General features: G+C 70.9%; 21 protein-coding genes. 15 read left to right on the top strand and 6 right to left on the bottom strand.

The genetic code is table 11. The annotated features are described in order from the left end of the window. Positions 1 to 2: 2 nt before the first annotated feature. From pafA to ACIBU0_RS36100, 10 genes are all read left to right on the top strand, one after another. Complete coding sequence (gene pafA / locus ACIBU0_RS36145) at positions 3 to 1,364, top strand: Pup--protein ligase (protein WP_019754142.1); 1,362 nt, start codon at positions 3 to 5, stop codon at positions 1,362 to 1,364. 109 nt (positions 1,365 to 1,473) lie between these two features. After that, a complete protein-coding gene (locus tag ACIBU0_RS36140; protein ID WP_398827192.1) occupies positions 1,474 to 2,418 on the top strand; it encodes an FKBP-type peptidyl-prolyl cis-trans isomerase in 945 nt (314 codons plus the stop codon). A gap of 62 nt (positions 2,419 to 2,480) precedes the next feature. Beyond that, positions 2,481 to 2,852: an FKBP-type peptidyl-prolyl cis-trans isomerase gene (locus ACIBU0_RS36135; protein ID WP_398827190.1), complete on the top strand. Its 372-nt coding sequence runs from the start codon at positions 2,481 to 2,483 to the stop codon at positions 2,850 to 2,852. 171 nt (positions 2,853 to 3,023) lie between these two features. Continuing rightward, positions 3,024 to 3,977, top strand: a complete 954-nt coding sequence (locus ACIBU0_RS36130; RefSeq protein WP_398827188.1) for a helix-turn-helix transcriptional regulator — start codon at positions 3,024 to 3,026, stop codon at positions 3,975 to 3,977. A 19-nt stretch (positions 3,978 to 3,996) separates the two neighbouring features. After that, on the top strand, positions 3,997 to 5,025 hold the full coding sequence (locus ACIBU0_RS36125; RefSeq protein WP_398827186.1) for a helix-turn-helix transcriptional regulator: 1,029 nt from the start codon (positions 3,997 to 3,999) through the stop codon (positions 5,023 to 5,025). Between the two features lie 71 nt (positions 5,026 to 5,096). Continuing rightward, positions 5,097 to 5,390 (top strand): hypothetical protein, encoded by a 294-nt coding sequence (locus tag ACIBU0_RS36120; RefSeq protein WP_398827185.1) that lies wholly within the window; start codon positions 5,097 to 5,099, stop codon positions 5,388 to 5,390. Between the two features lie 19 nt (positions 5,391 to 5,409). After that, positions 5,410 to 5,604, top strand: coding sequence for a hypothetical protein (locus ACIBU0_RS36115; protein ID WP_398827183.1), 195 nt, complete (start codon positions 5,410 to 5,412; stop codon positions 5,602 to 5,604). A gap of 258 nt (positions 5,605 to 5,862) precedes the next feature. Further along, the gene (gene tatA / locus ACIBU0_RS36110; protein WP_398827181.1) at positions 5,863 to 6,144 is read left to right on the top strand and encodes a Sec-independent protein translocase subunit TatA; all 282 of its coding nucleotides are present in this window, start codon (positions 5,863 to 5,865) and stop codon (positions 6,142 to 6,144) included. A gap of 47 nt (positions 6,145 to 6,191) precedes the next feature. After that, complete coding sequence (gene tatC, locus ACIBU0_RS36105; protein ID WP_398827179.1) at positions 6,192 to 7,121, top strand: twin-arginine translocase subunit TatC; 930 nt, start codon at positions 6,192 to 6,194, stop codon at positions 7,119 to 7,121. Between the two features lie 116 nt (positions 7,122 to 7,237). After that, positions 7,238 to 10,090 (top strand): DEAD/DEAH box helicase, encoded by a 2,853-nt coding sequence (locus ACIBU0_RS36100; protein ID WP_398827177.1) that lies wholly within the window; start codon positions 7,238 to 7,240, stop codon positions 10,088 to 10,090. A 69-nt stretch (positions 10,091 to 10,159) separates the two neighbouring features. On the opposite strand, the gene helR is transcribed toward ACIBU0_RS36100, so the two are convergent. The 6 genes from helR to ACIBU0_RS36070 form a co-directional block, all read right to left on the bottom strand. After that, positions 10,160 to 12,346, bottom strand: a complete 2,187-nt coding sequence (gene helR / locus ACIBU0_RS36095) for an RNA polymerase recycling motor ATPase HelR (RefSeq protein ID WP_398827175.1) — start codon at positions 12,344 to 12,346, stop codon at positions 10,160 to 10,162. An 85-nt stretch (positions 12,347 to 12,431) separates the two neighbouring features. Further along, positions 12,432 to 13,664 carry a glycosyltransferase gene (locus tag ACIBU0_RS36090; protein WP_398827173.1) on the bottom strand — a complete coding sequence of 411 codons (1,233 nt, stop codon included), beginning with the start codon at positions 13,662 to 13,664 and terminating at the stop codon, positions 12,432 to 12,434. A 152-nt stretch (positions 13,665 to 13,816) separates the two neighbouring features. Further along, the gene (gene atzF / locus ACIBU0_RS36085; protein WP_398827171.1) at positions 13,817 to 15,529 is read right to left on the bottom strand and encodes an allophanate hydrolase; all 1,713 of its coding nucleotides are present in this window, start codon (positions 15,527 to 15,529) and stop codon (positions 13,817 to 13,819) included. Between the two features lie 19 nt (positions 15,530 to 15,548). Beyond that, positions 15,549 to 19,070 (bottom strand): 5-oxoprolinase/urea amidolyase family protein, encoded by a 3,522-nt coding sequence (locus ACIBU0_RS36080; RefSeq protein WP_398827169.1) that lies wholly within the window; start codon positions 19,068 to 19,070, stop codon positions 15,549 to 15,551. Further along, the gene (locus tag ACIBU0_RS36075) at positions 19,067 to 19,738 is read right to left on the bottom strand and encodes an urea amidolyase associated protein UAAP2 (RefSeq protein ID WP_398827167.1); all 672 of its coding nucleotides are present in this window, start codon (positions 19,736 to 19,738) and stop codon (positions 19,067 to 19,069) included. Before ACIBU0_RS36075 ends, ACIBU0_RS36080 begins: the two co-directional genes overlap by 4 nt. Then, complete coding sequence (locus ACIBU0_RS36070; protein WP_398827165.1) at positions 19,735 to 20,559, bottom strand: urea amidolyase associated protein UAAP1; 825 nt, start codon at positions 20,557 to 20,559, stop codon at positions 19,735 to 19,737. Before ACIBU0_RS36070 ends, ACIBU0_RS36075 begins: the two co-directional genes overlap by 4 nt. A 338-nt stretch (positions 20,560 to 20,897) precedes the next feature. Between ACIBU0_RS36070 and ACIBU0_RS36065 the strand changes: the two genes are divergently transcribed. The 5 genes from ACIBU0_RS36065 to ACIBU0_RS36045 all read left to right on the top strand — a co-directional run bounded on the left by ACIBU0_RS36065 (position 20,898) and on the right by ACIBU0_RS36045 (position 24,879). Then, on the top strand, positions 20,898 to 21,533 hold the full coding sequence (locus ACIBU0_RS36065) for a TetR/AcrR family transcriptional regulator (protein WP_398827163.1): 636 nt from the start codon (positions 20,898 to 20,900) through the stop codon (positions 21,531 to 21,533). Between the two features lie 347 nt (positions 21,534 to 21,880). Beyond that, a complete protein-coding gene (locus ACIBU0_RS36060; RefSeq protein WP_398827161.1) occupies positions 21,881 to 23,473 on the top strand; it encodes a sensor histidine kinase in 1,593 nt (530 codons plus the stop codon). Then, complete coding sequence (locus ACIBU0_RS36055) at positions 23,470 to 23,877, top strand: roadblock/LC7 domain-containing protein (protein WP_398827159.1); 408 nt, start codon at positions 23,470 to 23,472, stop codon at positions 23,875 to 23,877. The genes ACIBU0_RS36060 and ACIBU0_RS36055 overlap by 4 nt, the downstream gene beginning before the upstream one ends. Further along, positions 23,874 to 24,278 carry a DUF742 domain-containing protein gene (locus ACIBU0_RS36050; protein ID WP_398827157.1) on the top strand — a complete coding sequence of 135 codons (405 nt, stop codon included), beginning with the start codon at positions 23,874 to 23,876 and terminating at the stop codon, positions 24,276 to 24,278. The genes ACIBU0_RS36055 and ACIBU0_RS36050 overlap by 4 nt, the downstream gene beginning before the upstream one ends. Next, complete coding sequence (locus ACIBU0_RS36045; RefSeq protein ID WP_398827155.1) at positions 24,259 to 24,879, top strand: GTP-binding protein; 621 nt, start codon at positions 24,259 to 24,261, stop codon at positions 24,877 to 24,879. The genes ACIBU0_RS36050 and ACIBU0_RS36045 overlap by 20 nt, the downstream gene beginning before the upstream one ends. The last annotated feature ends 211 nt before the right edge of the window (positions 24,880 to 25,090 follow it).

The raw sequence follows: 25,090 nt of genomic DNA, 5'->3' as shown, positions 1-25,090 counted from the left end.
TCATGGACCGCCGCATTTTCGGGCTGGAGAACGAGTACGGCGTCACGTGCACGTTCAGGGGACAGCGCCGCCTGTCGCCTGACGAGGTGGCGCGGTACCTCTTCCGCCGTGTCGTGTCATGGGGCCGTAGCAGCAATGTCTTTCTGCGAAACGGGGCCCGCCTGTATCTCGACGTGGGGTCACATCCGGAATACGCGACACCCGAATGTGACAACGTGATCGAACTGGTCACCCACGACAAGGCCGGCGAACGCATTCTGGAAGGACTCCTGGTAGACGCGGAACGACGCCTGCACGAGGAGGGAATCGCGGGCGACGTCTACCTCTTCAAGAACAACACCGACTCGGCGGGCAACTCCTACGGTTGCCACGAGAACTATCTGGTGGCGCGGCACGGGGAGTTCTCCCGGCTCGCGGACATCCTCATCCCGTTCCTTGTCACGCGCCAGCTGCTGTGCGGTGCGGGCAAGGTCCTGCAGACGCCGCGTGGTGCCGTGTACTGCGTCAGTCAGCGGGCGGAGCACATCTGGGAGGGCGTCTCCTCGGCGACGACCCGTTCCCGGCCGATCATCAACACGCGTGACGAGCCGCACGCGGACGCCGAGCGCTATCGGCGCCTGCATGTCATCGTGGGCGACTCGAACATGTCCGAGACGACCATGCTGCTCAAGGTCGGCGCCACCGACCTGGTGCTGCGCATGATCGAGGCGGGCACGGTGATGCGGGACCTGACCCTGGAGAACCCGATCCGGGCGATCCGCGAGGTCAGCCACGACATCACGGGCCGGCGCAAGGTGCGTCTGGCCAGCGGCCGGGAGGCCTCGGCGCTGGAGGTGCAGCGCGAGTACTACGAGAAGGCCGTGGACTTCTGCGAGCGCCGCGGTATCCGTACCGGCACGGTCGAGCAGGTGCTGGAGCTGTGGGGCCGCACGCTGGACGCGATCGAGTCCGAGGATCTCGACCGGATCGGCACCGAGATCGACTGGGTGATGAAGTACAAGCTCATCGAGCGGTACCGGGCCAAGCACAACATGACCATGTCGCATCCGCGGGTCGCCCAGATAGACCTCGCCTACCACGACATCCACCGTCGTCGTGGCCTGTACTACCTGCTGGAGAAGAAGGGTCAGGCCGCGCGTATCTGCAACGACTTGAAGATCTTCGAAGGCAAGTCGGTTCCGCCGCAGACCACTCGGGCCCGGCTGCGCGGTGACTTCATCCGCCGGGCCCAGGAACAGCGCCGGGACTTCACCGTCGACTGGGTCCATCTCAAGCTCAACGACCAGGCTCAGCGCACGGTGTTGTGCAAGGACCCGTTCCGTTCGGTGGACGACCGGGTGGAGAAACTCATCGCCGGAATGTGATCCGGGGTTTGAGGAAACGAGCCACGGGCCCCGTACGTTCTCGTACGGGGCCTGTCGCACACCCTAGAGTGGCGGGCGACCACAGTGCTGTCTGAGATCTGAGGAACACGTGCGCCGAATTGCAGGCCTTCTTGTCGTGCCGCTGCTGCTGCTGTCCGCGGCGGCCTGCGGCAGCGACGACGACAAGGGCTCCGACTCCAGCTCGACCCAGAACGGAGTGCCCGCGATCACCAAGGGCGCCGAGTTCGGGCAGAAGCCGACCTTGGCCAAGGGGGAGGGTGATCCGCCGAAGGAGCTGAAGGTCGAGGTCCTCAAGGAGGGGGACGGCGCGAAGCTCAAGAAGGGCGACGCCGCCGAGGTCAACTACTTCGGCCAGGAGTACGACGAGTCGAAGCCGTTCGACAACAGCTTCGACCGCGGCCAGCCGTTCTCGCTGACCCTGGGTGCGGGCGGCGTCATCCAGGGCTGGGAGAAGGGCCTGGAGGGGCAGAAGGTCGGCAGCCGGGTGGAGCTGGTGATCCCCCCGGACCTGGGGTACGGGGCGCAGGGCCAGGGTGACATCAAGGCCAACGCGACGCTGGTGTTCGTCGTGGACATCCTGAAGGGGACGTCCGTCCCCGCCTCCGCGAAGGGCAAGGAGGTCGCGCAGGACAACATCGACCTGCCGAAGGTCGGCACGAACACCGACGGCAAGGAGCCGAAGGTGACGATGCCGAAGGACAGCGACCCGCCGAAGAAGCTGGTCTCGAACTACGTCCTGGAGAGCGACGGCGCCGTCGTCAAGGGAACCGACAGTGTGGTTGTGAACTATGTCGCGCTGCTCTGGGAGGGCGGCAAGAAGTTCGACAGCACGTACGCGGCGGGGAAGACGCAGACGTTTCCGCTGGACCAGTTGTCGATCAAGGGTCTGAAGAACGGTCTGGTGGGCAAGAAGGTCGGCAGCCGGGTGCTGCTCGTCCTGCCGCCCGACCAGGCCTTCGGCAACCAGGAGCAGCAGGGCATCCCGAAGAACTCCACGCTGGTCTTCGCCGTCGACATCCTGGCCGTGGTGTAAGACTGGGCAGGTTGCCCATCAGTCATCGCACATGACGTATGCACCACAGAGGAGTCACTGCAGTGAGCATGGAGAAGCCTGAGATCGACTTCCCCGGCGGCGAGCCCCCGGCGAACCTCGAGATCAAGGACATCTGGGAGGGCGACGGCGCGGTGGCGCAGGCGGGCCAGACCGTCACCGTCCACTACGTGGGTGTCGCCTTCAGCACGGGTGAGGAGTTCGACGCCAGCTGGAACCGCGGTACGCCGTTCCGTTTCCCGCTGGGTGCCGGCCGTGTCATCAGGGGCTGGGACCAGGGCGTGCAGGGCATGAAGGTCGGTGGCCGTCGCCAGCTGACCATCCCGGCCCACCTCGCCTACGGCGACCAGAGCCCGACTCCGGCGATCAAGCCCGGTGAGACGCTGATCTTCGTGGTCGACCTGCTCGGCGTCTGACCGTCGTGTCGAGGGTCGTCGTCCGATCGGTGAGCGACTGATCGGCGTACGACCGGACCCGACTGGCTGGGGCCCATGCCTGTCCGGGCATGGGCCCTCGGCTTTTGCCACGCCACTTCGGGGCGGTACGGTCATCGGTCGTAAGCACCATAGGGAAGGCGAAGGGCGTCGATGGCCATTGCCAAGGCCGAGCGGCTCATGAACCTGGCGCTGTGTCTGCTCGGGACGCGGCGGCCGCTGAGCAAGCGCGAGCTGCGTGAGTCCATCGAGGCCTACCTGGAAGCGGGTTCCGACGACTCCTTCAACCGGATGTTCGAGCGGGACAAGGACGATCTGCGCGAGCTCGGCCTGGTCATCGAGACCGTCGAGAACCTCGACGGCGAGGTCGGCTATCTCGCCCGCCGCGACAGCAACCGCCTGCCGCCCATCACTCTGGACGCCGAGGAGGCCGCCGCTCTGGGGCTGGCCGCCAAGGTGTGGCAGCAGGCCCGGCTCGCGGGCGCGGCCAGCGGCGCCCTGCAGAAGCTGCGTGCGGCGGGGCTGCCGGAGGACGTCGACCCGTACGAGGTGCACGGGGCACTGGAGCCGCGTATCCCGGTGCACGAGGCCGCGTTCGAGCCGCTGATGCTGGCCTGCCGCGACCGCCGCCCGGTCGTCTTCGACTACCGCAAGGCCACCGCCGCCCGCCCCGAACCCCGGCATGTCGAGCCGTGGGCGCTGGAGTGCTGGCGCGGCCACTGGTATCTGGCGGGCTGGGACCGTGACCGTGGCGCCGAGCGGGTCTTCCGGCTGTCCCGGATCACCGGCAAGGTGCGCTCGCGCGGCACCCGCTTCACGGCGCCGGTCCCCGATGTCGTCACCGTGCGCGAGACCGTGGCGAGCTGGGCCGGGGAGACGGCCGACCGCTCGGCGCTGATCCGGCTGCGTACGGGCGCCGGGTACCCCCTTCGGGCGAAGGCCACGGCGGTGCGGGAACTCGGGGACGGCTGGGACGAGTTGGAGATTCCGTACGGTCACGGGCTGGATGCCTGGCTGGTGGAGTTCGGGCCGGACGTGGTGGTCGTGGAGCCGGCGGAGCTGCGGGCCGACGTGGTGGACCGGCTGCGTGCCGTGGCCAAGGGCTGAGGGGGAGCGGAGCGACACAGTGGCAGGCAAACCGGTCAGGCCCGTCAACGCCATCGACCAGACCCGGCGGATGCTCTCCCTGGTGACGTATCTGAGGGAGCGCCCGGGTGCGCGGATCGAGGACGTCGCCCGTGCCTTCGGCATCTCCGAGGACGAGCTGGTCTCCGACCTCGACGTGCTGCCCATGTGCGGCACCAGCTTCCGCGGCGGCGATCTGCTCGACATCGACACCGACGGCGAGCGCATCTGGTGGCACAACCCCGCCGCCCTCGGGGCAGAGGCGGCCGAGCCGCTGCGGCTGGCCGCCGACGAGGCGACCGCGCTGCTGGTGGCGGCCCGTGCCGTGGCCACGCTGCCCGGGCTGCGCGAGGGCGACCGGCAGGCGCTGCTGAGGGCGACCGCCAAGGTGGAGGCCGCGGCGGGGGAGGCGGCCGGTGCCAGTTCCCGGCTGTCGGTGACCTTCGAGTCCGAGGGCGGCGTCTTCGCGGATGTCGACCGTGCGATCTCCGAGCGGCGCCGCCTGTGGATCCGCTACTACTCGCCGGCCCGCGACGAGGTCACCGAGCGCGAGATCGACCCCATCCGCCTGGTCAGCGTCGGCCACACCTACGTGGAGGCCTGGTGCCGCCGCTCCGAGGCGCGCCGCACCTTCCGGCTCGACCGGGTCGCCGAGATCAAGATCCTGGACGAGCCGTCGGCGCCGCCCGAGATCGAGCTGCGGGACCTGTCGGAGGGGCTCGTGCAGCCCGCCGCGGAGGACCCGGAGGTCGTCGTCGAGGTCGGCCCGGGCGGACGCTGGGTCGCCGAGTACTACCCGCACGACAGCGCGGATGAGCTTGCGGACGGCGGGCTGCGTATCACCCTGCGTACGCCCGATCCGGCGTCGCTGCGGCGCCTGGCGCTGCGGCTCGGCCGCGACGGCCGCATCGTCTCCCCGCCCGAACTGGCGGACAGCGCCCGGCAGGCGGCCCGCGAGGCGCTGGCGGCGTACGACGGGATGGACGCGCGAGGCGCACACGGGGCGCATCCGGTTCACGACGGACAGTAGGACAGGCAGTTCGGCCAGGCAGTTGGCCCAGGGCAGTTGGACCAGCAGGGCGACAGGCGGGAGCAAGGGCTGTGAGCGAGTCGGTGACGTCCGGTGCGGTGGGAATGACGGTGGCGTCCGCGTTCGCCGGGATGAGGAGCGTGGCTCCGGTGGTGTTCAAGGCGGGCTGCCCGGACTGCCGGGCCCGGTTCGAGCTCGCCGCGAGTGCGTTTCGGCTCGCCATCGGTGCGAGCAGCCGCACGACGTTCTACTCCTTCACCTGCCCCGAGTGCGGTGCCTCCGTCCGCAAGCCGGCGGGGGAGCGGATCGTCGAGCTGCTGACCGGCGGCGGGGTCAGCACCCTGCGGCTGCACTCCGCCCTCTAGGACGGTCTAGGCTCGCGTCATGTTCTGGCCGATGTTCGCGGTAGCTGTGGGTTTTGTGGGTCTCGCCGTCCTCGGTGTGCTCGCCGTGCGGGTCTTCCTGGAGGCGCAGCGCCTCGGCCGGCAGGTGTCGGACTCGGCGCGGCGTATCAGCAGGGCGGCCGAGGACCTGGAGCGGGCGACGGTGAGCGCGGCCCGGGCTGCGGACTCGCTCTAGGGCGCTCAAGGATTCGGTGTGAGTCCTGCGTCGCGTGCGGTTTGGGCCGCTTCGCCCTGTCAACTTGCCGCTCCTGCCAGGTACGCTGCGAACTGCGGCCCCGAGAGCGAGGCGCGGGCCCGCGGACTGGGAGTATGCACAGGGATTGTCCTGCGTTCACCCCTGAGCGTTACGATCCCTGGCAGCACGGTGGTCGGACGAATGTCCGACCTGCCGGGTATTCGGACCATGTCGCCTCGGTGAAGAAGGTAAACAGCTATGGGTAGGCTCGGCCCCACCGAGATCATTCTGATCCTCGTCGTCATCATCCTGCTGTTCGGCGCGAAGAAGCTTCCGGACATGGCCCGCTCCCTCGGCAAGTCGGCGCGCATCCTCAAGAGCGAGGCCAAGGCGATGAAGGAGGACGACAAGTCCGCCGCCCCCGCCGACCCGCCGAGCAACGGCGACCAGCCCGCGGCTCAGCGCATCATCCAGGCCGCCCCCGGTGACGTGACCAGCTCGCGCCCGGTCAACGAGCCGACGGACACGAGCAAGCGCTGACGCAGGGCCGGTGACCTCCGGCCCGCCGCACGAGATGGGAACGTGGGTTGCTGAAGTCTGCCCGCAAGAAGGAGAAGGATCCCGAGGGGCGGATGCCCCTCGCGGAGCACCTTCGTGAGCTCCGCAACCGGCTCGCGAAGGGCATGCTGGCGATCACGGTCGTCACCATCGTGGCCGCCTTCTACAACGCGGAACTGATGAAGTTCCTGTCCGATCCCGTGCCTCGCTGCACCAAGGGACTGGGCGAGACCACGGGCGGTGCCTGCGCGGTCGTCGCGTACACCGACCTCCTTTCTCCCTTCACCACCACGGTGAAGGTGAGCCTCATGGCGGGCATCGTCCTGTCGAGCCCGATCTGGCTGTACCAGCTGTGGGCGTTCGTGGCCCCGGGACTGCACAAGCACGAGCGGAAGTACACGTACGCCTTCGTGGCGGCCGCCGTTCCGCTGTTCCTGGGCGGCGCCTGGCTCGCCTACACGATCATGCCGATCAGCATGAAGGTCCTGCTGGGCATCACGCCCGACGGGTCGGCGAACATCCTGCCGATGGACAAGATCCTCGACTTCAGCGTCCGGATGGTCCTGGTCTTCGGCGCCGCCTTCGAGCTCCCTCTGCTCCTGGTCATGCTGAACATGACAGGCGTGGTCACGGGCCGCCGCATGATCGGCTGGTGGCGCGGCGTCGTCATGGGCGTCTTCATCTTCGGCGCCGTCGCGACTCCCACCACCGACCCCGTCGGCATGTTGGCCCTCGCCGGGCCGATCGTGGTCCTGTACTTCATCGCGGTCGGCATCTCCCTGCTGAACGACCGCCGGCGCCGCCGCAACAACCCCGACGCGGACCTCGACGACGACGAGGCCTCCGACCTCGACCTGACCCCCGAGGACATCGGCGAGGTCGAGACCGTCTCCGCGAGCCGGGCACTGCCCGAGCAGACGAGCCGCGAGCGCGTCAACGGCTACGACGACGTCACCTGACAGCGGCAGCTGTCGCAGACAATGCGGCCGGGGCGCCTACGGGGCGTACCCGGCCGCTTCCGCTTCGCGGCCGTGAGCTGCGGGGACTGCGGGTTTGCGGAGGGCCGATCCGGATAATGATCGTCCTGTTGTCAGTGGGGCCCGGTACGCTCGAAAGCACGATGACAGAGGACCTCTCTCCGGCCGAGCGGTATGCGGCAGCGCGCAGGCGCGCTGTCGAGCAGGCCACCGCGCTCGCCTCCTTCCGCGAGATGTACGACTTCGGCCTCGACCCCTTCCAGATCGAGGCCTGCCAGGCGCTCGAAGCGGGGAAGGGCGTGCTGGTGGCCGCGCCCACCGGCTCCGGCAAGACGATCGTGGGCGAGTTCGCCGTCCACCTCGCCCTGATGCAGGGCAAGAAGTGCTTCTACACGACGCCCATCAAGGCGCTGTCCAACCAGAAGTACTCGGACCTGTGCCGCCGTTACGGGGACGGCATGGTCGGACTCCTCACCGGCGACAACAGCATCAACCCCGACGCCGCCGTGGTCGTGATGACCACGGAGGTGCTGCGGAACATGCTGTACGCGGGGTCGCAGACACTCCTCGGCCTCGGCTACGTGGTCATGGACGAGGTGCACTACCTCTCCGACCGCTTCCGCGGCGCCGTATGGGAAGAGGTGATCATTCACCTTCCCGAGTCGGTCACCCTGGTGTCACTCTCGGCGACCGTGTCCAACGCCGAGGAGTTCGGGGACTGGCTCGACACCGTCCGCGGCGACACCGAGGTGATCGTCTCCGAGCACCGGCCCGTACCGCTGTTCCAGCATGTGCTCGCCGGGCGGCGGATGTACGACCTGTTCGAGGAGGGCGAGGGCCACAAGAAGGCCGTCAACCCCGACCTCACGCGGCTGGCCCGCATGGAGGCGACCCGGCCGTCGTACCAGGACCGCAGACGCGGCCGCGCCATGCGCGAGGCCGACCGGGAGCGCGAGCGCAGACAGCGCTCCCGCGTGTGGACGCCCGGGCGTCCCGAAGTCATCGAACGCCTCGACGCCGAAGGGCTGCTGCCCGCCATCACCTTCATCTTCAGCCGCGCCGCCTGCGAGGCCGCCGTCCAGCAGTGCCTGTACGCGGGCCTGCGGCTGAACGACGAGGAGGCGCGGGAACGGGTACGCGCCCTCGTCGAGGAGCGCACCGCCTCCATCCCGACCGAGGACCTCCATGTCCTCGGCTACTACGAGTGGTTGGAAGGCCTGGAGCGCGGCATAGCCGCCCACCACGCGGGCATGCTGCCGACGTTCAAGGAGGTCGTCGAGGAGCTGTTCGTCCGCGGCCTGGTGAAGGCCGTGTTCGCCACGGAGACCCTGGCCCTGGGCATCAACATGCCCGCCCGGTCGGTGGTGTTGGAGAAGCTCGTCAAGTGGAACGGCGAGCAGCACGCCGACATCACGCCCGGCGAGTACACCCAGCTGACCGGTCGCGCGGGGCGGCGCGGCATCGACGTCGAGGGCCATGCGGTGGTGCTGTGGCAGCGCGGCATGAGCCCCGAGCACCTGGCCGGGCTCGCGGGCACGCGCACCTATCCGCTGCGGTCCAGCTTCAAGCCGTCGTACAACATGGCGGTCAACCTCGTCGAGCAGTTCGGCCGGCACCGCTCGCGCGAACTCCTCGAGACGTCCTTCGCGCAGTTCCAGGCCGACAAGTCGGTCGTCGGGATCTCGCGTCAGGTGCAGCGCAACGAGGAGGGGCTGGCCGGTTACAAGGAGTCCATGACCTGCCACCTCGGGGACTTCGAGGAGTACGCGCGGCTGCGCCGCGAACTCAAGGACCGCGAGAACGAGTTGGCCCGGCAGGGGGCGGCCCAGCGGCGAGCGGAGGCCGCCGTCGCCCTGGAGAGGCTCAAGCCGGGCGACGTCATCCATGTGCCGACGGGCAAGTACGCCGGTCTCGCCCTGGTCCTGGACCCGGGGCTGCCGGCCGGACGGTCCAACGGCCATCGCGGCTTCGAGCACCACGACGGGCCGCGCCCGCTGGTCCTCACCGCCGAGCGGCAGGTCAAGCGGCTGGCGTCCATCGACTTCCCGGTGCCCGTCGAGGCGCTGGAGCGGATGCGGATCCCCAAGTCCTTCAACCCGCGCTCCCCGCAGTCCCGTCGGGACCTCGCCTCCGCGCTGCGCACCAAGGCCGGGCACATTCCGCCGGAGCGGCACCGCAAGCGGCGCTCCCAGGCGGCCGACGACCGCGAGATCGAGCGGTTGCGCAAGGCCCTGCGCGCCCACCCCTGCCACGGGTGCAACGACCGTGAGGACCACGCCCGCTGGGCCGAGCGCTACCACCGGCTGCTGCGGGACACCTCGCAGCTGGAGCGCCGTATCGAGGGGCGTACGAACACGATCGCCCGTACGTTTGACCGCATTGTGGCCCTGTTGACCGAGTTGGACTATCTGCGCGGCGACGAGGTGACGGAGCACGGCAAGCGGCTTGCCCGGTTGTACGGGGAGCTGGATCTGCTGGCGAGCGAATGCCTGCGGGAGCGGGTCTGGGAAGGGCTCGGGCCTGCCGAACTGGCCGCGTGCGTCTCGGCGTTGGTGTACGAGGCACGGGTCGGGGACGACGCGATGGCGCCGAAGCTGCCGTCGGGCAAGGCCAAGGCCGCGCTGGGCGAGATGGTGCGGATCTGGGGGCGGCTGGATGCCCTTGAGGAGGAGTTCCGGATCACGCAGACCGAGGGGGTCGGGCAGCGTGAACCGGATCTCGGGTTTGCCTGGGCCGCCTATACGTGGGCCAACGGCAAGGGGCTCGACGAGGTGCTGCGTGAGGCGGAGATGCCGGCGGGGGACTTCGTGCGGTGGTGCAAGCAGGTGATCGATGTGCTGGGGCAGATCGCTGCGGCTTCTCCTGCGGAGGGCTCGACTGTGGGGAAGAGTGCGCGGAAGGCTGTTGAGGGGTTGCTGCGGGGTGTTGTCGCCTACTCGTCGGTGGGGTGATTGTTTGACGGCGGGTGCGGGTTCGTGGGGGCTGGTCGCGCAGTTCCCCGCGCCCCTGGGGGCGTGCAGTCATCGGAGGACCACCAGTTGCTGGGTCGCTCGCGTCATCGCCACGTAGCGGTCCACCGCTCCCTCGATGCCCTTGCCGAACCTCTCCGGGTTGATGAGGACGACCAAGTCGAACTCCAGTCCCTTCGAGAGCTCCGGCGTCAGTGAGCGGACGCGGGAGTTCGTCGGGCGGTACATGGCGTCGCCGATGACGCAGGCGATTCCTTCGGCGTGTGTGGCGAGCCACGTATCGATGATCGAGTCGAGGTCCGAAAGGGATCCGTGGACGACCGGCGCCCCGCCGGTGCGGATCGACGTCGGAACGTTCGCGTCCGGCAGGGCTGCCCGGATGACCGGCTCGGCCTCCGTCATGATCTCTTCCGGCGTTCGGTAGTTGATGGTCAGGGAGGCCAGGCTGATGCGGTCGAGGCCGATCCGCTTCAGGCGTTCCTGCCAGGACTCCGTGAAGCCGTGCCTGGCCTGGGCGCGGTCACCGACGATCGTGAAGCTCCGGGACGGGCAGCGCAGCAGCAGCATCTGCCACTCGGCGTCGGTGAGTTCCTGGGCCTCGTCCACGACGATGTGCGCGAACGGGCCGGCGAGGAGGTCGGGGTCGGCGGTGGTCACCTCGGACTCGTCGGTCAGGCTGACCCGGGCGTCCTGGCCCCGCAGCATCCTCACCAGGCCTTCGCCGTCGTCGCCGTCGGCGCCGGAGTCGGACGCGGCCGCGATCAGGTTGTCGACGACCTGCGTCATGCGCTCGCGCTGGGCGGCGAGGACGGCCTCGTGCCGGCGCTTGCGCCGGGCCGCCTCGGGATCGCCGAGCCGCTGCCGTGCCGCGTCCAGGAGCGGCAGGTCGGACACCGTCCACGCCTGAGGGTCCGCCCGCTGGAGCCTGTGCACCTCGTCGCGGCCGAGCCAGGGCGCGCACAACCGCAGGTACGCCGGTACCGACCACAGGTCACCGACGAGGTCGGCCGCTTCGAGCAGCGGCCAGGCGCGGTCGAAGGCCGTGAGCAGCTCCCTGTTCTGCCTCAGCGACCGGCGGAGCAGGTCGGCCGAGACTTCGCCGTCCTGCGCCGAGGCCTCGTCGTCGTGCTTGTCGATCAGGATGGTGAGCAGCTCCTCCCAGACCTGGTCGCGGGCCTCGTTGTGCGGCGTACCGGGTTCCGCCGCCTCGAACGCCGTGGCCCAGTCGTCGGCGCTCAGCCGGATGTCGGACCAGTGGGTCGTGACCGTCATCCCTTTGGCGGGCGGCTCCTCGTAGAACCGGACGGCCTTCTCGATCGCCTTCACCATCTCCGCGGAGGACTTCAGGCGAGCCACCTCGGGGTCGGTTTCCACCGCTGCCGAGGCTCCCTCGGCGACGAGGTCCCGCAGGATGCAGGTCTGGACCCCCTCCTCACCCAGGCTGGGCAGGACGTCGGAGACGTAGGCCAGGTAGGGCCGGTGCGGGCCGACGAACAGCACGCCGCCCCGACGGTGACCGAGGCGCGGGTCGGAGTGCAGGAGGTAGGCGGAGCGGTGCAGGGCGACGACGGTCTTCCCCGTGCCCGGGCCGCCGTCGACGACGAGCGCGCCGCGGGATCCCGCTCGGATGATGGCGTCCTGGTCGGCCTGGATGGTGCCGAGCACGTCCCGCATCCGGGGCGAACGGTCGCTGCCCAGGCCGGCGATGAAGGCGGACTGGTCGTCGAGTGCGGCGTGCCGTTGCAGCCCGTCGGCGGTGAACACCTCGTCCCAGTAGTCGCTGATGCGGCCGCTCGTCCACCGGTACCTGCGGCGGCTCGCCAGTCCCATCGGGTTGGCGTGGGTGGCTCCGAAGAACGGCTCGGCCGCGGGGGAGCGCCAGTCGACCAGCAGCCGGCGGCCGGAGCTGTCCGTGAGGCCGAGTCGTCCCACGTACACGGGTTCGGGATCGTCCGCGCCGACCATGTGGCCGAGGCACAGGTCCAGGCCGAAACGGCGCAGGGTGCGCAGACGGGCGGTCAGCCGGTGGATCTCCGTGTCCCGGTCCATCGCGTGGCGGCCCAGTCCGCCGGGCGCCCTGCGCGCCGCGTCGAGCTGGTCGGAGACCTCGGCGATCGTCTGTTCCAGGCAGTCGGCGAGGGCCGCGAAATACCGCTCGTCGCTGTCGATCAGCGCCGGGTCGGCCTTGGCGGAGAGGCGGTCGGGCAGGTCGAACGCGCTGGTGGTCAGGGGTTTCACAGGGATGGGCTCCGATCTGCGGTCGCTGACGACCGCCCCGCGCGGGTTTCGTGGTCTGGGTCGGGCCTCGATGGTCCCGCGTGGCCTACGCGGACGCAGACGGCGTTTCCCGGTCGATCGCGTCGAGCAGCAGCTGCGCGGCCACCGTCGCCCCGTCGGTGCGGATCGTGCCGGCCACGGCGGTGGCTCGGGCGCGGGTCTCGGGGGCCAGGGCCGTTGCGAGGGAGACCGAGAGGGACTCGAAGGTCGGGGTCGGACCGTCGTGGGCCGCGCCGATGCCCAGCTCTGCCACCCGGCGCGCCCAATACGGCTGGTCCACGATCTGGGGTACGACCACCTGAGGCGCGCCGGCCCGGGCGGCCGTCGTGGTGGTGCCCGCGCCACCGTGATGGACGACGGCGGCCACCCGGCCGAACAGCGCCTGCTGGTTGATCTCCCCGACGGCGAAGCAGTCGCCCCGGCCGTCGATCGGACCCAGTTCCGCCCAGCCGCGCCCGATGAGCACGCGGCGGCCCCGGGCGCGCACCGCATCGATCGCCACCCGGGCGACGTCGCCCGAACCGCGCAGGGACATGCTGCCGAAGCCCACGTACACCGGCGGTTCACCGGCCTCCAGGAACGCCTCCACCTCGCTCGGCAGCGGGCGTTCGTCCCGCAGGACCCAGGCGCCGGTCTGCACGACGTCGTGCCCCGTCAGCTCCTTTCCCGGCGCCAGCACCGGGTCCGCCGCCAGCCACGGCCGGTCGGTGAGGATGTGGTCGCGGACGTTGTCCACCGGTGGCAGACCGATCGACGCCCGGTGGGTGTTGAGCGCCTCGCCGTACAGCGCGTTCACCTTCTCGGTGTCCAGGTCCCACAGCACCCGGTTGTCGGTCACGCCCGGCGGGAACGGCTTGCCCGGCCGCGGCCCCGGCGGGTAGTTCGGCGACGGCAGCACCCACGGCTGGAACACCGCGCACTCATACCGGATGCCGAGCTTCTCGGCCACCGAGCGCACGCCGGCCGGCATCAAGCCGCTCGCCACCACAGCGTCACAGCCCTCGGCCGCCGCGGCGACCGTGCCGAAGTGCTCGGCCACCAACGCGGCCGCGACCTTGGGCGCCTTCTTCTCCGGCGGCTCCGCCCCCGTCACCAGCGCCCGCACCGACCGGCCGAACGGCACGTGCGGCACCCCGACACCGGCCAGCAGCTGTGCGAACTCCTCGTCCGGCGGCGCGCACACCCGGACCTGAGCACCGAGTGCCCGCAACGCCACCGCGAGTCCCGCCAGCGGTTCGACATCCCCGCGCGACCCAAAACCCATCAACAGCACACGCACTTTGTGACTCCCCGTTTCCGCAGGTACTGGCCTTAGGCCGGAGATTCTGCGGCACGACGGGGGCCTTGCCGCAAGCCCCCCAGTGCGCTATAAGTTGAGAGTGGCAAGGAGTGGGTGACCTCCTTGCCTTCTCTGTTTCTCGGGCCCCGACGTCAGGAGCGCCCGCCCCGGAGGTACGCCCGCCAGCCCCCGTACGACGTGATGTCCTCGGCGTCCGTGAGGGCCGCCGGCTCGCACAGGAACCCGGGGACGTGGCTGCCGTCCTCCAGCTCCACGCGCCCCAGGGTCATCGGGCGGGGCAGCTCGGCGAGGAGGCGGCCGAGCCCCTCGGCCGGGAGCCGCCACACCTCGGCCTCGATCGCGGCACCCCCCTTGTCGGAGCCGGAGCCGGAGCCGGAGCCGGAGCCGGAAGCGGCGCCGACGTGGACCAGCCCCGGCTTGGGCGGGGTCGTGGACAGGGCGTGCAGGCGATAGACGGGCGCCGTGGCGGTCGTACGGTCGAACCGGGCGCCCAGGGCGAGGAGTTGAGGGTTCAGCGGCTGGTCGGAGAGGTGGGCGCCGACCACGGCGAGACGGACCTCCGGGCGGAGCAGGCCGGCGATCCGGGCCAGCCGTTCGTCGGTGAACGCGGGGCCGATCAGCATCACGCCGAAGGGCAGGCCGTCCACCTCGCCGGCCGGGACGGCGACCGCGGCCAGGTCGAAGAGGTTCGTGGAGTTGGTGAAGCGGCCCAGGCGGGCGTTGGCCCCCAGCGGGTCGGCGGCCACCTCGGCGAGGGTGGGGTGACCGGGTGTGGTGGGGAGCAACAGGGCGTCCGCGCCGGCCAGTTCGGCTTCGGCGCGGGCGCGCAGGGCCGCGAGGCGGTCCTGGTCGGCGAAGAGCCGGTGTGCGGGGATGTCGCGGGCACGGGTGATGATGCCGGCGACGGTGGGGTCCAGGGTGTCGTCGCCCGCCGCCCTCGCCTTGTCGACAAAGCTCCCCACGGCCGTGTAGCGCTCGGCGACGAAGGCCCCCTCGTACAGCATGGCGGCCGCTTCGGTGAACGGGGCGAGGTCGACGGTGCGCAGGTCGGCCCCGGCGGCGGTGAGCTGCCGTACGGCCGCCTCGTACGCCTCGGCCCAGCCTGCGTCCAGCTCGCCGAGCTGCTGCGGGGGCGGGACCGCGATACGCCACGGTCCCGGTGCGCGCTGGGGGAGCGCGGGCAGGGCGCGGCCGGGCGGGGACGCCATGAACGACAGGGCCTGCTCGGCCTCCGGCAGGGTCCGCGCGAACACCGTCACGCAGTCGACCGACGCGCAGGCCGGGACGACGCCCGCCGTCGGGACGAGTCCCCGGGTGGGCTTGAGGCCGACGACGCCGTTGAAGGCTGCCGGGACCCGGCCCGAACCCGCGGTGTCCGTGCCGAGCGCGAAGTCGACGATGCCGAGCGCCACCGCGACGGCCGAACCGGAACTGGAACCGCCGCTGATCCGTGCGGGGTCGTGGGCATTGCGGACCGCGCCGTAGGGGGAGCGGGTGCCGACGAGGCCGGTCGCGAACTGGTCGAGGTTCGTGGTGCCGAGGACGAGCGCGCCGGCCGCCCGCAGCCGGGCGACCACGGGTGCGTCGGCTTCGGGTTCGTAGGCGTACGAAGGGCACCCCGCGGTCGTGGGAAGGCCCTGGACGTCGATGTTGCCCTTGGCGGCGAACAGGCGGCCCGCGAGCGCGAGCCGTTCCCCCGCGGCCACGCGTTCGTCGACGATCCGGGCCTCGGCCTCGACCGACGTCCGCGGACGCAGATCGATCCAGATCTCGGGGCGGTCCACGGCCTCGATCCGGGCGTAGGCGGCACGGACCCGGGACAGGGCGCTCGGCGTGCTCGGCATGTCTTGTTCTCCTCGCGATTCAGCTCGCGGCGGGCGCGAGGACGACCAGCGCCGTCCCCGCCTCCACCTGATCCCCGGGCCTGGCCAGGACCTCCACGACCACGCCGGCCATGGGCGCGGACACCCTGGACTCCATCTTCATCGCCTCCAGGGCGAGCAGCGGCTGTCCGGCCGTCACCTCGTCACCCGGCCGCACGTGCACCTGCCAGACCGACGCCGCGAACTCGGCCTCGACCAGCCGCCCGCCGGCCGGGACGGTCACCTCGACCGCGGGCGCGGCCGGCGCCGCCGCCTCGTCCGCCCGCGCGAACTCGCCGGCCGCCTCCCACGCGTCCCGCTCCGCCGCGAAGGCGGCCCGCTGCCGGGCCCGGAAGCGCGCGATCGACGCGGCGTTGTCGTCGAGGAAAGCCCGGTACTCGGCGAGCGAGAAGGCGCCCTCCTCGATGCGCGGCACGAACCGCCCGGACGTGATGTCCGCCCGCAGCTCCAGCAGCTCCTCGGCGCCCACCGGATACCAACGGATCCGGTCGAAGAACCGCAGCAGCCAGGGCGACCCCGGCTCGAACGCCCCGCGCTGCTGCCACGCCGACCACACCTGGGTCGTACGGCCCACGAACTGGTAGCCGCCGGGCCCCTCCATGCCGTAGACGCACAGGTAGGCCCCGCCGATGCCGACCGAGTTCTCCGCGGTCCAGGTGCGCGCCGGGTTGTACTTGGTGGTGACCAGACGGTGCCGCGGATCCAGCGGGGTCGCCACCGGGGCGCCCAGGTACACGTCGCCCAGGCCCAGCACCAGGTACTCCGCGTCGAACACCGTGCGGTACACGTCCTCCACCGACTCCAGGCCGTTGACCCGGCGGATGAACTCGATGTTCCACGGGCACCAGGGCGCGTCGTCGCGCACGCCCGTCATATAGCGGGCGATGGCCTCGCGGGTCGCCGGGTCGTCCCAGGACAGGGGGAGGTGGACGGTGCGGGACGGGACGACGAGCTCGTCCGTGGGCGGCAGGGCGGCGGTCATCTCCCGTACGGCGGCCAGGAGTTCGGCCTGCGTCACTCGGCCCGGGTCCAGCTGGATCTGGAGGGAGCGGATGCCCGGTGTCAGGTCGGTGATCCCGTCCGGGCCCTCCTCGGCCACCGCCTCCATCAGCGCGTGGACGCGCATGCGCAGGGCCAGGTCGAGCTGCATGGGGCCGAACTCGACGAGCAGGTTGTCGTCGCCGCTGCGGCGGTACGTCACATCGCCGTCCCGGGCCAGCACGCCGCCGTCGACGATCGCGGGGCGCTCCCGGCCGGTCACGTCCACCGGCACGAACCGCACCCTGTCGCCCGGCCGCAGCTGCCCCAGCTTCCAGCGCTCACCGCTGATCACGGTCGCCGGGCACACGAACCCGCCCAGCGACGGGCCGTCCGGGCCGAGCAGCACCGGCATGTCGCCCGTGTAGTCGACGGCGCCGACGGAGTACGGCGTGTCGTGGATGTTGGACGGATGCAGGCCCGCCTCACCACCGTCGGCTCGCGCCCAGCGCGGCCTGGGACCGACGAGCCGTACGCCGGTCCGCGCGGAGTTGAAGTGCACCTTCCAGTCGGCGGCGTAGAAGTCGCGTATGTCGTCCTCGGTGAAGAACTCCGGCGCGGCGTGCGGCCCTTCGACCGCCTTGATGTGCCATACGGCGCCGAAGGACGGGCGGTCCGGCAGGGGGACCGGCGCTCCCTCGGCGACCGCGCCGCCGTGCAGGACGTCGCCCGGCCGCAGCGCACGCCCGCCGTGCCCGCCGAACCGGCCGAGCGTGAACGTGCTCGCGCTGCCCAGGAAGGCCGGGACGTCGAGGCCGCCCGCGACGAGGACGTACGTCCGCAGCCCGGGCCCGTCCGGCGCGCCGACCTCCAGTACGGCCCCCGCCGGCACCGTCACCGGCTCCCACTGCGGCACGGGCGCGCTGTCGACGGTCACCGGGGCCGGGGCGCCCGTCACACACACGGTCGTGGTGTGCGTGAACCGCAGCGCCGGCCCCCGCAGCGTGCATTCGAGTCCCGGCGCACCCTCGTGGTTGCCCAGCGCCCGGTTGCCGAGGCGGAAGGACAGATCGTCCATCGGGCCGCAGGGCGGCACGCCGACCTGCCAGTATCCGGTGCGGCCCGGCCAGTCCTGCACGGTGGTGAGGGTGCCGCCGGAGACGACCTCGATGCGGGGCGTCGGGTCGGCCACGGCCGCGAGGGTCGCCGTCGAGTGGACGGCCTCGCGGAAGGCCCGGTCGGCCAGCGCCGCCCGCACCAGGCCGAGGTTCGTCTCGATGCCGTCCACGCGGGTGCGGGCCAGCGCCTCGTCCAGCCGCCGCAGGGCGTGCGCGCGGTCGGGGCCGTACGCGATGATCTTCGCGAGCATCGGGTCGTACGCCGTCGTCACCTCGGTGCCCGTCTCGACCCAGCCGTCGACCCGCACCCCGCGCGGGAACTCCACCCTTGTCAGCAGGCCCGCGCCGGGCCGGTGGTCGCGCGACGGGTCCTCGGCGTAGAGGCGGGCCTCGACGGCGTGGCCGCGCGGTGCGCCCGGGTCGCGGACGACGTCGCGCTCGCCCCGCGCAAGGCGCAGCATCCAGGCGACCAGGTCGACGCCGTAGATCTCCTCGGTGACCGGGTGCTCGACCTGGAGGCGGGTGTTGACCTCCAGGAAGTACGCCTCCTCGCGGGCGGCGTCGTACACGAACTCGACGGTTCCGGCCGAGCGGTAGCCGACGGAAGCGCACAGGTCGCGGGCCCGGGCGGCCAGTTGCTCGCGCACGTGCGCGGGGAGTCCCGGTGCCGGGGCCTCCTCCACGACCTTCTGGTTGCGGCGCTGGAGCGTGCAGTCCCGGTCGCCGAAGGTGACGACCCGGCCCTCACCGTCGCCGAAGACCTGGACCTCGACATGCCGGGCCTGCTCGACCAGCCGCTCCAGGAAGACACCTGACGAGGACTCCGCGGAGAAGGAGGCGGCGGCGACCCGCCGGACCCGCTCCCAGGCCTCGGTCAGTTCGCCGGCGGATCGACATGCCGACATGCCGATACCGCCCCCGCCGCCGGTCGCCTTCAGCATGACCGGGTAGCCGATGACCCGGGCCTCTTCGAGCGCCTCCGCGAGCGACCCGAGCAGCCCGGTCCCCGGCGCCGGCGGCACGCCCGCCGCCCCGGCCGCCGCCCGCGCCGTGTGCTTCGTCCCGAACAGCTCCAGCTGCCCGGGCGTCGGCCCGACGAACACGATCCCGGCGTCCTCGCAGCGGCGGGCGAAGGCCGCGTCCTCGGACAGGAAGCCGTAGCCGGGGTGGATCGCCCCCGCCCCCGTGTCCTTGGCGGCCTTCAGGACGAGGTCGGCATCGAGATACGACTCCTTCGCGGGCGCCGGACCGAGCCGCACCGCCCGGTCGGCGAGGCGGACGTGGGGGGCGGCGCGGTCGGCGTCGGAATACACCGCGACCGTCCTCAGGCCGAGTTCGCGGGCCGTACGGATGATCCGGACTGCTATCTCGCCCCGGTTGGCGACCAGCAGCGTGTCGAAGGTCATTCAGCCGCCCCGATCGTCATCCGGACCGCCGTCGGCTCGAAACCGTTGCAAGGGTTGTTGATCTGGGGGCAGTTGGAGACGAGGACGAGGACGTCCCGCTCGGCCCGCAGGGTCAGGGACAGCCCCGGTGCCGAGAGGCCGTCGACGATGCCGAGGGTGCCGTCCTTCTCGACCGGCACGTTCATGTACCAGTTGATGTTGGAGACGAGGTCGCGCTTGCCGAGGCCGTACTTGGCGCCCTCGGCGAGGAAGTTGTCCACGCAGGCGTGCTGGGACCAGGTGTGGTGGCCGTACCGGAGGGTGTTGGACTCCTTGGAGCAGGCGCCGCCCACCGTGTCGTGCCGGCCGACCTCGTCGGCGACGACGGTCATCAGCGGGGTGTGCTCGTTGGACATCAGCACGCTTCCCGTGGTGAGGAAGATGCCGCCCCGGGCTTGGATCGTGTCGGGCGCGCTGTAGCGGACCGCCGTGTCGTGGGCGTCGTACACGAGGAAGTCGACGGCCTGGTTGCCGTGCAGGTCGGTGATGGTCAGCGTCTCGCCGGAGCGGACGACGGACGACCAGGGGGCGCGGGCGGGAACGACGGTCGTGGTCGTCTTCGCGGTCGCGGTCGCGGTCGTGTTCTCGGCCGTGCTCGTGTTCTCGGTCGTGCCCGTGCTCGCGCTCATGCGATCCCCCTCGCGGCAAGGAATTCGGCGGTGTTGAGGAAGGCGCGGCGGCCCTCGGGCGTGGCCTCCCAGAGGGGGGCGCCGGGGCCGGTCGGCGCCGCGCGCCAGGCGAGCACCTCCAGCGGGGTGCTGACGTACTCGGGGCGGGGGTCGGCCGGATGCGGCACGTTGGCGATCAGCACGGTCACGTCCTGTTCGGCCCGCAGGGTCACACAGGCGCCGGGCCCGGCCGAGCCGGTGAAGCCGAGGCTGCCGTCCTCGCGCACCTCGACGCCCTGGAAGAAGGACAGCGACGGGGGCAGGTCCCTGGGCTCCAGGCCGTTCTTCGCGGCCGCCAGCTTGAACAGCTCGCGGCCGGCCGGGGAGGGGGACTGCGGGGTGCCGTCGCCGTAGCGCTCGGTGTTGCGTACGAGGGTGGAGGTGCCGCACAGCGTGTCGTGCCGGCCGGAGGTGTCGGCGACGACGGAGGCGAGGACGCGGCCCTGGTCGGACAGGAGCAGGCGCCCCTCGCCGAGGTAGGCGTTCCACTGCACCTTCACCGTGTCGGCGACGTTCAGCCGCTCCCAGGGCCGGTCGGCCACGTAGAGCAGCAGATGCGCGCAGGCGTCGCCGCGCAGATCCGTCAGCCGCAGCTCCGTGCCGCGGGCCAGCACCCTGTGCGTGTAGTTGCCGCCCGCCACCGTCTCGGCCCACACCAGGTGGCCCGCCTCGCGGGGCGGTGCCGGCCAGTCCCGGGCCGGCACCACGGGCATCGCCTCGGCCCGGGTTCCCTCTTGGGCGCGGGCGTGGTCACGGGCTCCGTAAGTGGTCTCTGTCGCCATGCGCGGACCTCCGGTCGGGTGTGGGCCTCCGGGTGCATTTCTGTCGCCCGACAGAAATTAGGGGTGGGGTGGGTCGGGGGGATTGCGGGGGTGTTGCCGGGTGGTTACTGAGGGTCGTGGGGAGGACGGTTTGCGGGGGTGGGCGAGGAGGGGGGCGGAGAAGGAGCGGGGTGCGGGTGCGATCGCTCATGGGCGGTGCTGCCGGCTCGAACTCCCGAGTGACAGCGCCGTTCCGTGGCTTGGGCCCCCGCGTGACAGCGTCCGGCAAGGCGTCCGCCGCTCGCCGTGGAAGCACTCGGCGAGATCGTCATGCGCCCCGATGTGCGAGGATCGAACCCATGGGTACGTCAGGTGAGCCGGGAGGCCGGCGGGTCGGCAGGCCGCGGGTCGCCCGGCGGCCGGACAGCGGTCTGGAACCGCGCGCCGAACTCCTCGCGGCCGCCGCCGAGTTGTTCACCACCCGGGGCTACGCCGCCACCACCACCCGCGCCGTCGCCGAGCGTGCCGGCATGCGGCAGGCCTCGATGTACCACTACGTCTCCGGCAAGGAGGAACTCCTCGCCGAGCTCCTGGAGTCCACGGTCACGCCCTCGCTCGCGTACGCCCGTGAACTCCTCGCCGCCGACGCGACCCCTGCCGAGGACCGGCTGTGGGAGCTGTGCCGCGCGGACGTGGAGCTGCTGTGCGGCGGCCCGCACAACCTCGGCGGGCTGTACCTGCTGCCCGAGGTGCGCGCCGAACGCTTCGCCGGCTTCCACGCCGTGCGCGCCGAACTCAAGGACGCCTACCGCCAGTTGATCGCCGCCACGGCCATGGGCGGCGCGCTCGCCAAGAGCGAGCTGGACCTGCGTACGGATCTGGTCTTCGGCCTGATCGAGGGCGTCATCCTCGTCCACCGCTCCGATCCGGAGCGCCCGGTGTCGGTGTTCGCCGAGGCCACGGCGGACGCGGCGCTGCGCATCGCGGGGATCTGAACAACGGGCCGATCGGCCTCTGAGCTCCTGCCGGGAGCCTGCGGAATCCGACCTTTCACCCGTCACGGTGAGTGTCTTTCGCACGCCCGTACGCCGTGACCCACCGTGTGCGATTGCATGCTGAACGTATAAATGGAGCCGAGCGTACTCCTGTCACACGCCCCATTTCAGGTGCTTGCTGAATATGACACGGCGATGATCCGGTCGGACTAAGCTCGCCCGCAGCGCACCGAGTTGAGGCGTATTCGTGCGCTTGTTCCCAAACATGCAGAAGATACCGACATACCCATGACGTACCCCGCTGCAAGCTCCCCCTACACCCACCCGATTCGTTTCAGAGGGCCCACATGGTGAGCGTTCAATCCCCGCCCCGACGCCGTGAACTCCCATACGCCCGCGTGCTCTTGCTGCCGGCCATAGTGATGGCCGCGGCAACCGGAGCCGCCGTCGCCGTGGTTGCGGAACCGGCCCGGACGGCCGTCGGCGTGTGCGGTGCCGTGGCCCTGCTGCTGGTGCTGGCATCCGCGGCCGAAGCGGCGCGCCGCGGTCGCGCCCTGCGGGACGTGCGGGCCGAGCACGCCCGTCACACCGCGTATCTGGAACGGCGTATCGCCGCCCACGACGAGGAGATGGCCCGCCTCGCGACGGAGATCACGCCCGCCGCGATCCACCGGCTCCGCTGTGGCGCTTCCCCCTATGAGGTGATGCGCGACCTCGCCGAGATCGACCCGTCCTACGCCCATCTCCCCCCGGCGCAGCTCGCGTTGGTGCAGTCGATGGTCGACATCGTCGACCACGAGGAAGCCCTGCGCGACTCCGCCCAGCGCTCCTTCGTGGACATCGCCCGACGCGTGCAGGCGATCGTCCACCAACAGGCCGTGGAACTGCGGGAGATGGAGGAGGACCACGGCCGTAACCCCGAGGTCTTCGACGACCTGCTGCGCATCGACCACGGCACCATGCTGATCGGCCGCCTCGCCGACTCCATCTCCGTGCTCGGCGGCGGGCGCCCCGGACGCCAGTGGCCCGAGCCCGTTCCGCTGTACAGCGTGCTGCGCGGTGCCATGTCCCGGATCCTGGAGTACCGGCGCATCAGCCTGGACTCCATCGCCAAGGTCAACATCGCCGGCATCTCCGTCGAGCCGATCATCCACGCCGCGGCCGAACTCCTCGACAACGCCACGCGCTACTCGCCGCCGCAGACCAAGGTGCACGTCACCGCCACCGAGGTGCAGACCGGTGTCGCGATCGAGATCGAGGACGCCGGAGTCAGCCTCAGCGAGGAGGCCCGCGCCCGGGTCGAGGGCATGCTCGAGCGCGCCAAGCAGGGCACCGACCTCCAGGATCTCGGTGAGTCCCCGCGCCTGGGCCTGGCCGTCGTCGGCCGCCTGTGCACGGCCTACAACATGCAGGTCTCGCTGCGGTCCTCCGCGTACGGCGGTGTCCGCGCCGTCCTGGTGGTGCCGCGCGACATGATGACCACCGACCCCGCGCCCGGACTCGCCCACGGCATCGGCGCCGGGGCGGCGCCCAAGGCCGAGGGCCCCGATGTGCTCGAAGGCCCCAAGCGCGCCCCCAAGAAGCGGCGCCCCACCAGCCCGAAGATCGCCGCCGCGATGTCCATGGAGGACGACGTCCCCACGGTCACCGAATGGACCGCCAACGGCCTGCCCCAGCGCCGTAGCCGGGTCAAGACGCCGCTCAGCAAGCGGATCGCCGAGCAGGCGGCCATCGAGCAGGCCGAACGGGAAGGCCGGCCGACCATCTGGTCGACGCGCAAGCCGGAGCCCGAGCCGGCGCCGGCGGAGGACGACTCCGTTCCCGGAGCGTGGGTCGAGGCGTTCTGGAACGGACTCAAGGACAAACCAGACCCGCTCACACTCAAACCGCGAACGCAACCGGCCCGCCCCGAGGCCGATGACGAGGGGGACCTCAAGTGATCCAGCAGCGCGCCAACTTCGACTGGATGCTCAAGGAGCTCCACGACGGCGTACCGGGCATCCAGATGATCGTGGTGCTCTCCGCCGACGGACTGCGCATCGCCCGTTACGGCGGCGAACCGGACACCGCCGACCGCGTGGCCGCGGCCTGTGCCGGCCTGCAGAGCCTGGCGAGCGCAGTCGCCTCGGAGATCCCGAAGAGCGACGGCAAGATGAAGATGGTCCTCATCGAGATCAACGGCGGCTACTTCTATCTGATGGCCGCCGGGGCCAACGCCTACCTCGCCGTCCTCTCCGACACGTTCGCCGAACCGGGCCGGATGAGCAACCGCATGTCCGACCTCGTCGCCCGCATCGGCGCCCATCTCACCAGTCCGCCCCGGCGCAACGGGCAGACCGTATGACTCCTCCGCAACGCCAGCGGCGACACCTCAAGGAACAACCGCCTCCACCACTGCCCAAGCCCGGCAACGAGAAGAAGAACCCGGAACGGCTCTTCGTGGTGGCCGGCCCGGACGGCGGCGAGCGCGACGCGGACCTCGACCTCGTCACCTTAATCGTGGCGCGCGCCGACCCTCCGCCTTCCGCCACGCCGGAACAGTCGGCGCTGCTCCGGCTCTGTACCGCCCCTCTGTCCGTGGCCGAACTCTCGGCCTATCTCAACCTGCCGTTCAGCATGATGACGGTCCTGCTCACCGACATGCTGACGGGCGGACTGGTGACGGCGCGCGCCCCGATCGTGCGCCAGGCCGTCGCCGACCGTTCAATTCTCGAAGCGGTGATGCATGGACTTCAAAGGCTCTGACATGCTCCCCGGTCCCCGGACCGAGGACCAACTGCCGCACACGGCCGAGGCCGCGGTCAAGATCGTGATCGTGGGCGGCTTCGGTGTCGGCAAGACGACCATGGTCGGCTCGGTCAGCGAGATCAGGCCGCTGACCACCGAAGAGACCATGACGCAAGCCGGCATCGGCGTCGACGACAACTACGGCTCGGACACCAAGACGGCCACCACGGTGGCGATGGACTTCGGCCGTATCAGCATCACCGAGCAGCTCGTGCTGTACCTCTTCGGCACCCCCGGCCAGGAACGCTTCTGGTTCCTGTGGAACGGGTTGTTCGAGGGCGCACTGGGCGCGGTCGTGCTGGTCGACACCCGCCGCCTCGAGGTCAGCTTCGACGTCATAGGGCGACTCGAGGAGTGCGGCGTGCCCTTCGTGGTGGCCGTCAACACCTTCCCGGACGCGCCCCGTTACCCCGTGTCCGAGCTCCGTACGGCACTCGACCTGCCCGAGGAGATCCCCATCATGGAGTGCGACGTACGCCGGCGGGCTTCCAGCCGGGATGTCCTGATGACTCTGATGCACTTCCTGCACCGCCTGGCTACGGCCAAGGCGCCCGCCTGAACCAGCTGCGGTCCAGCGGTACGGCCGTCCCACTCCGTCCCAGAGTCGTACGGCCCGCTCACGTCCCATGAGCTGCAGACGCGTTACCTGAGCCGCATGGTCCCGCGCACGACCTCCCCCCGGTTCTCCGGCCTCCCGAACCGTCCGAACCGGGGCCTCACCACCCCCTGTACACCGGAATCACTTCAGCTTCGGAGCGACCATAGTGACG

This window comes from Streptomyces sp. NPDC049627 (assembly GCF_044465645.1).
GTDB lineage: Bacteria > Actinomycetota > Actinomycetes > Streptomycetales > Streptomycetaceae > Streptomyces.
Note: the sequence above shows the minus strand (reverse complement) of the source record. Positions and strands in the feature narration are given on the sequence as shown.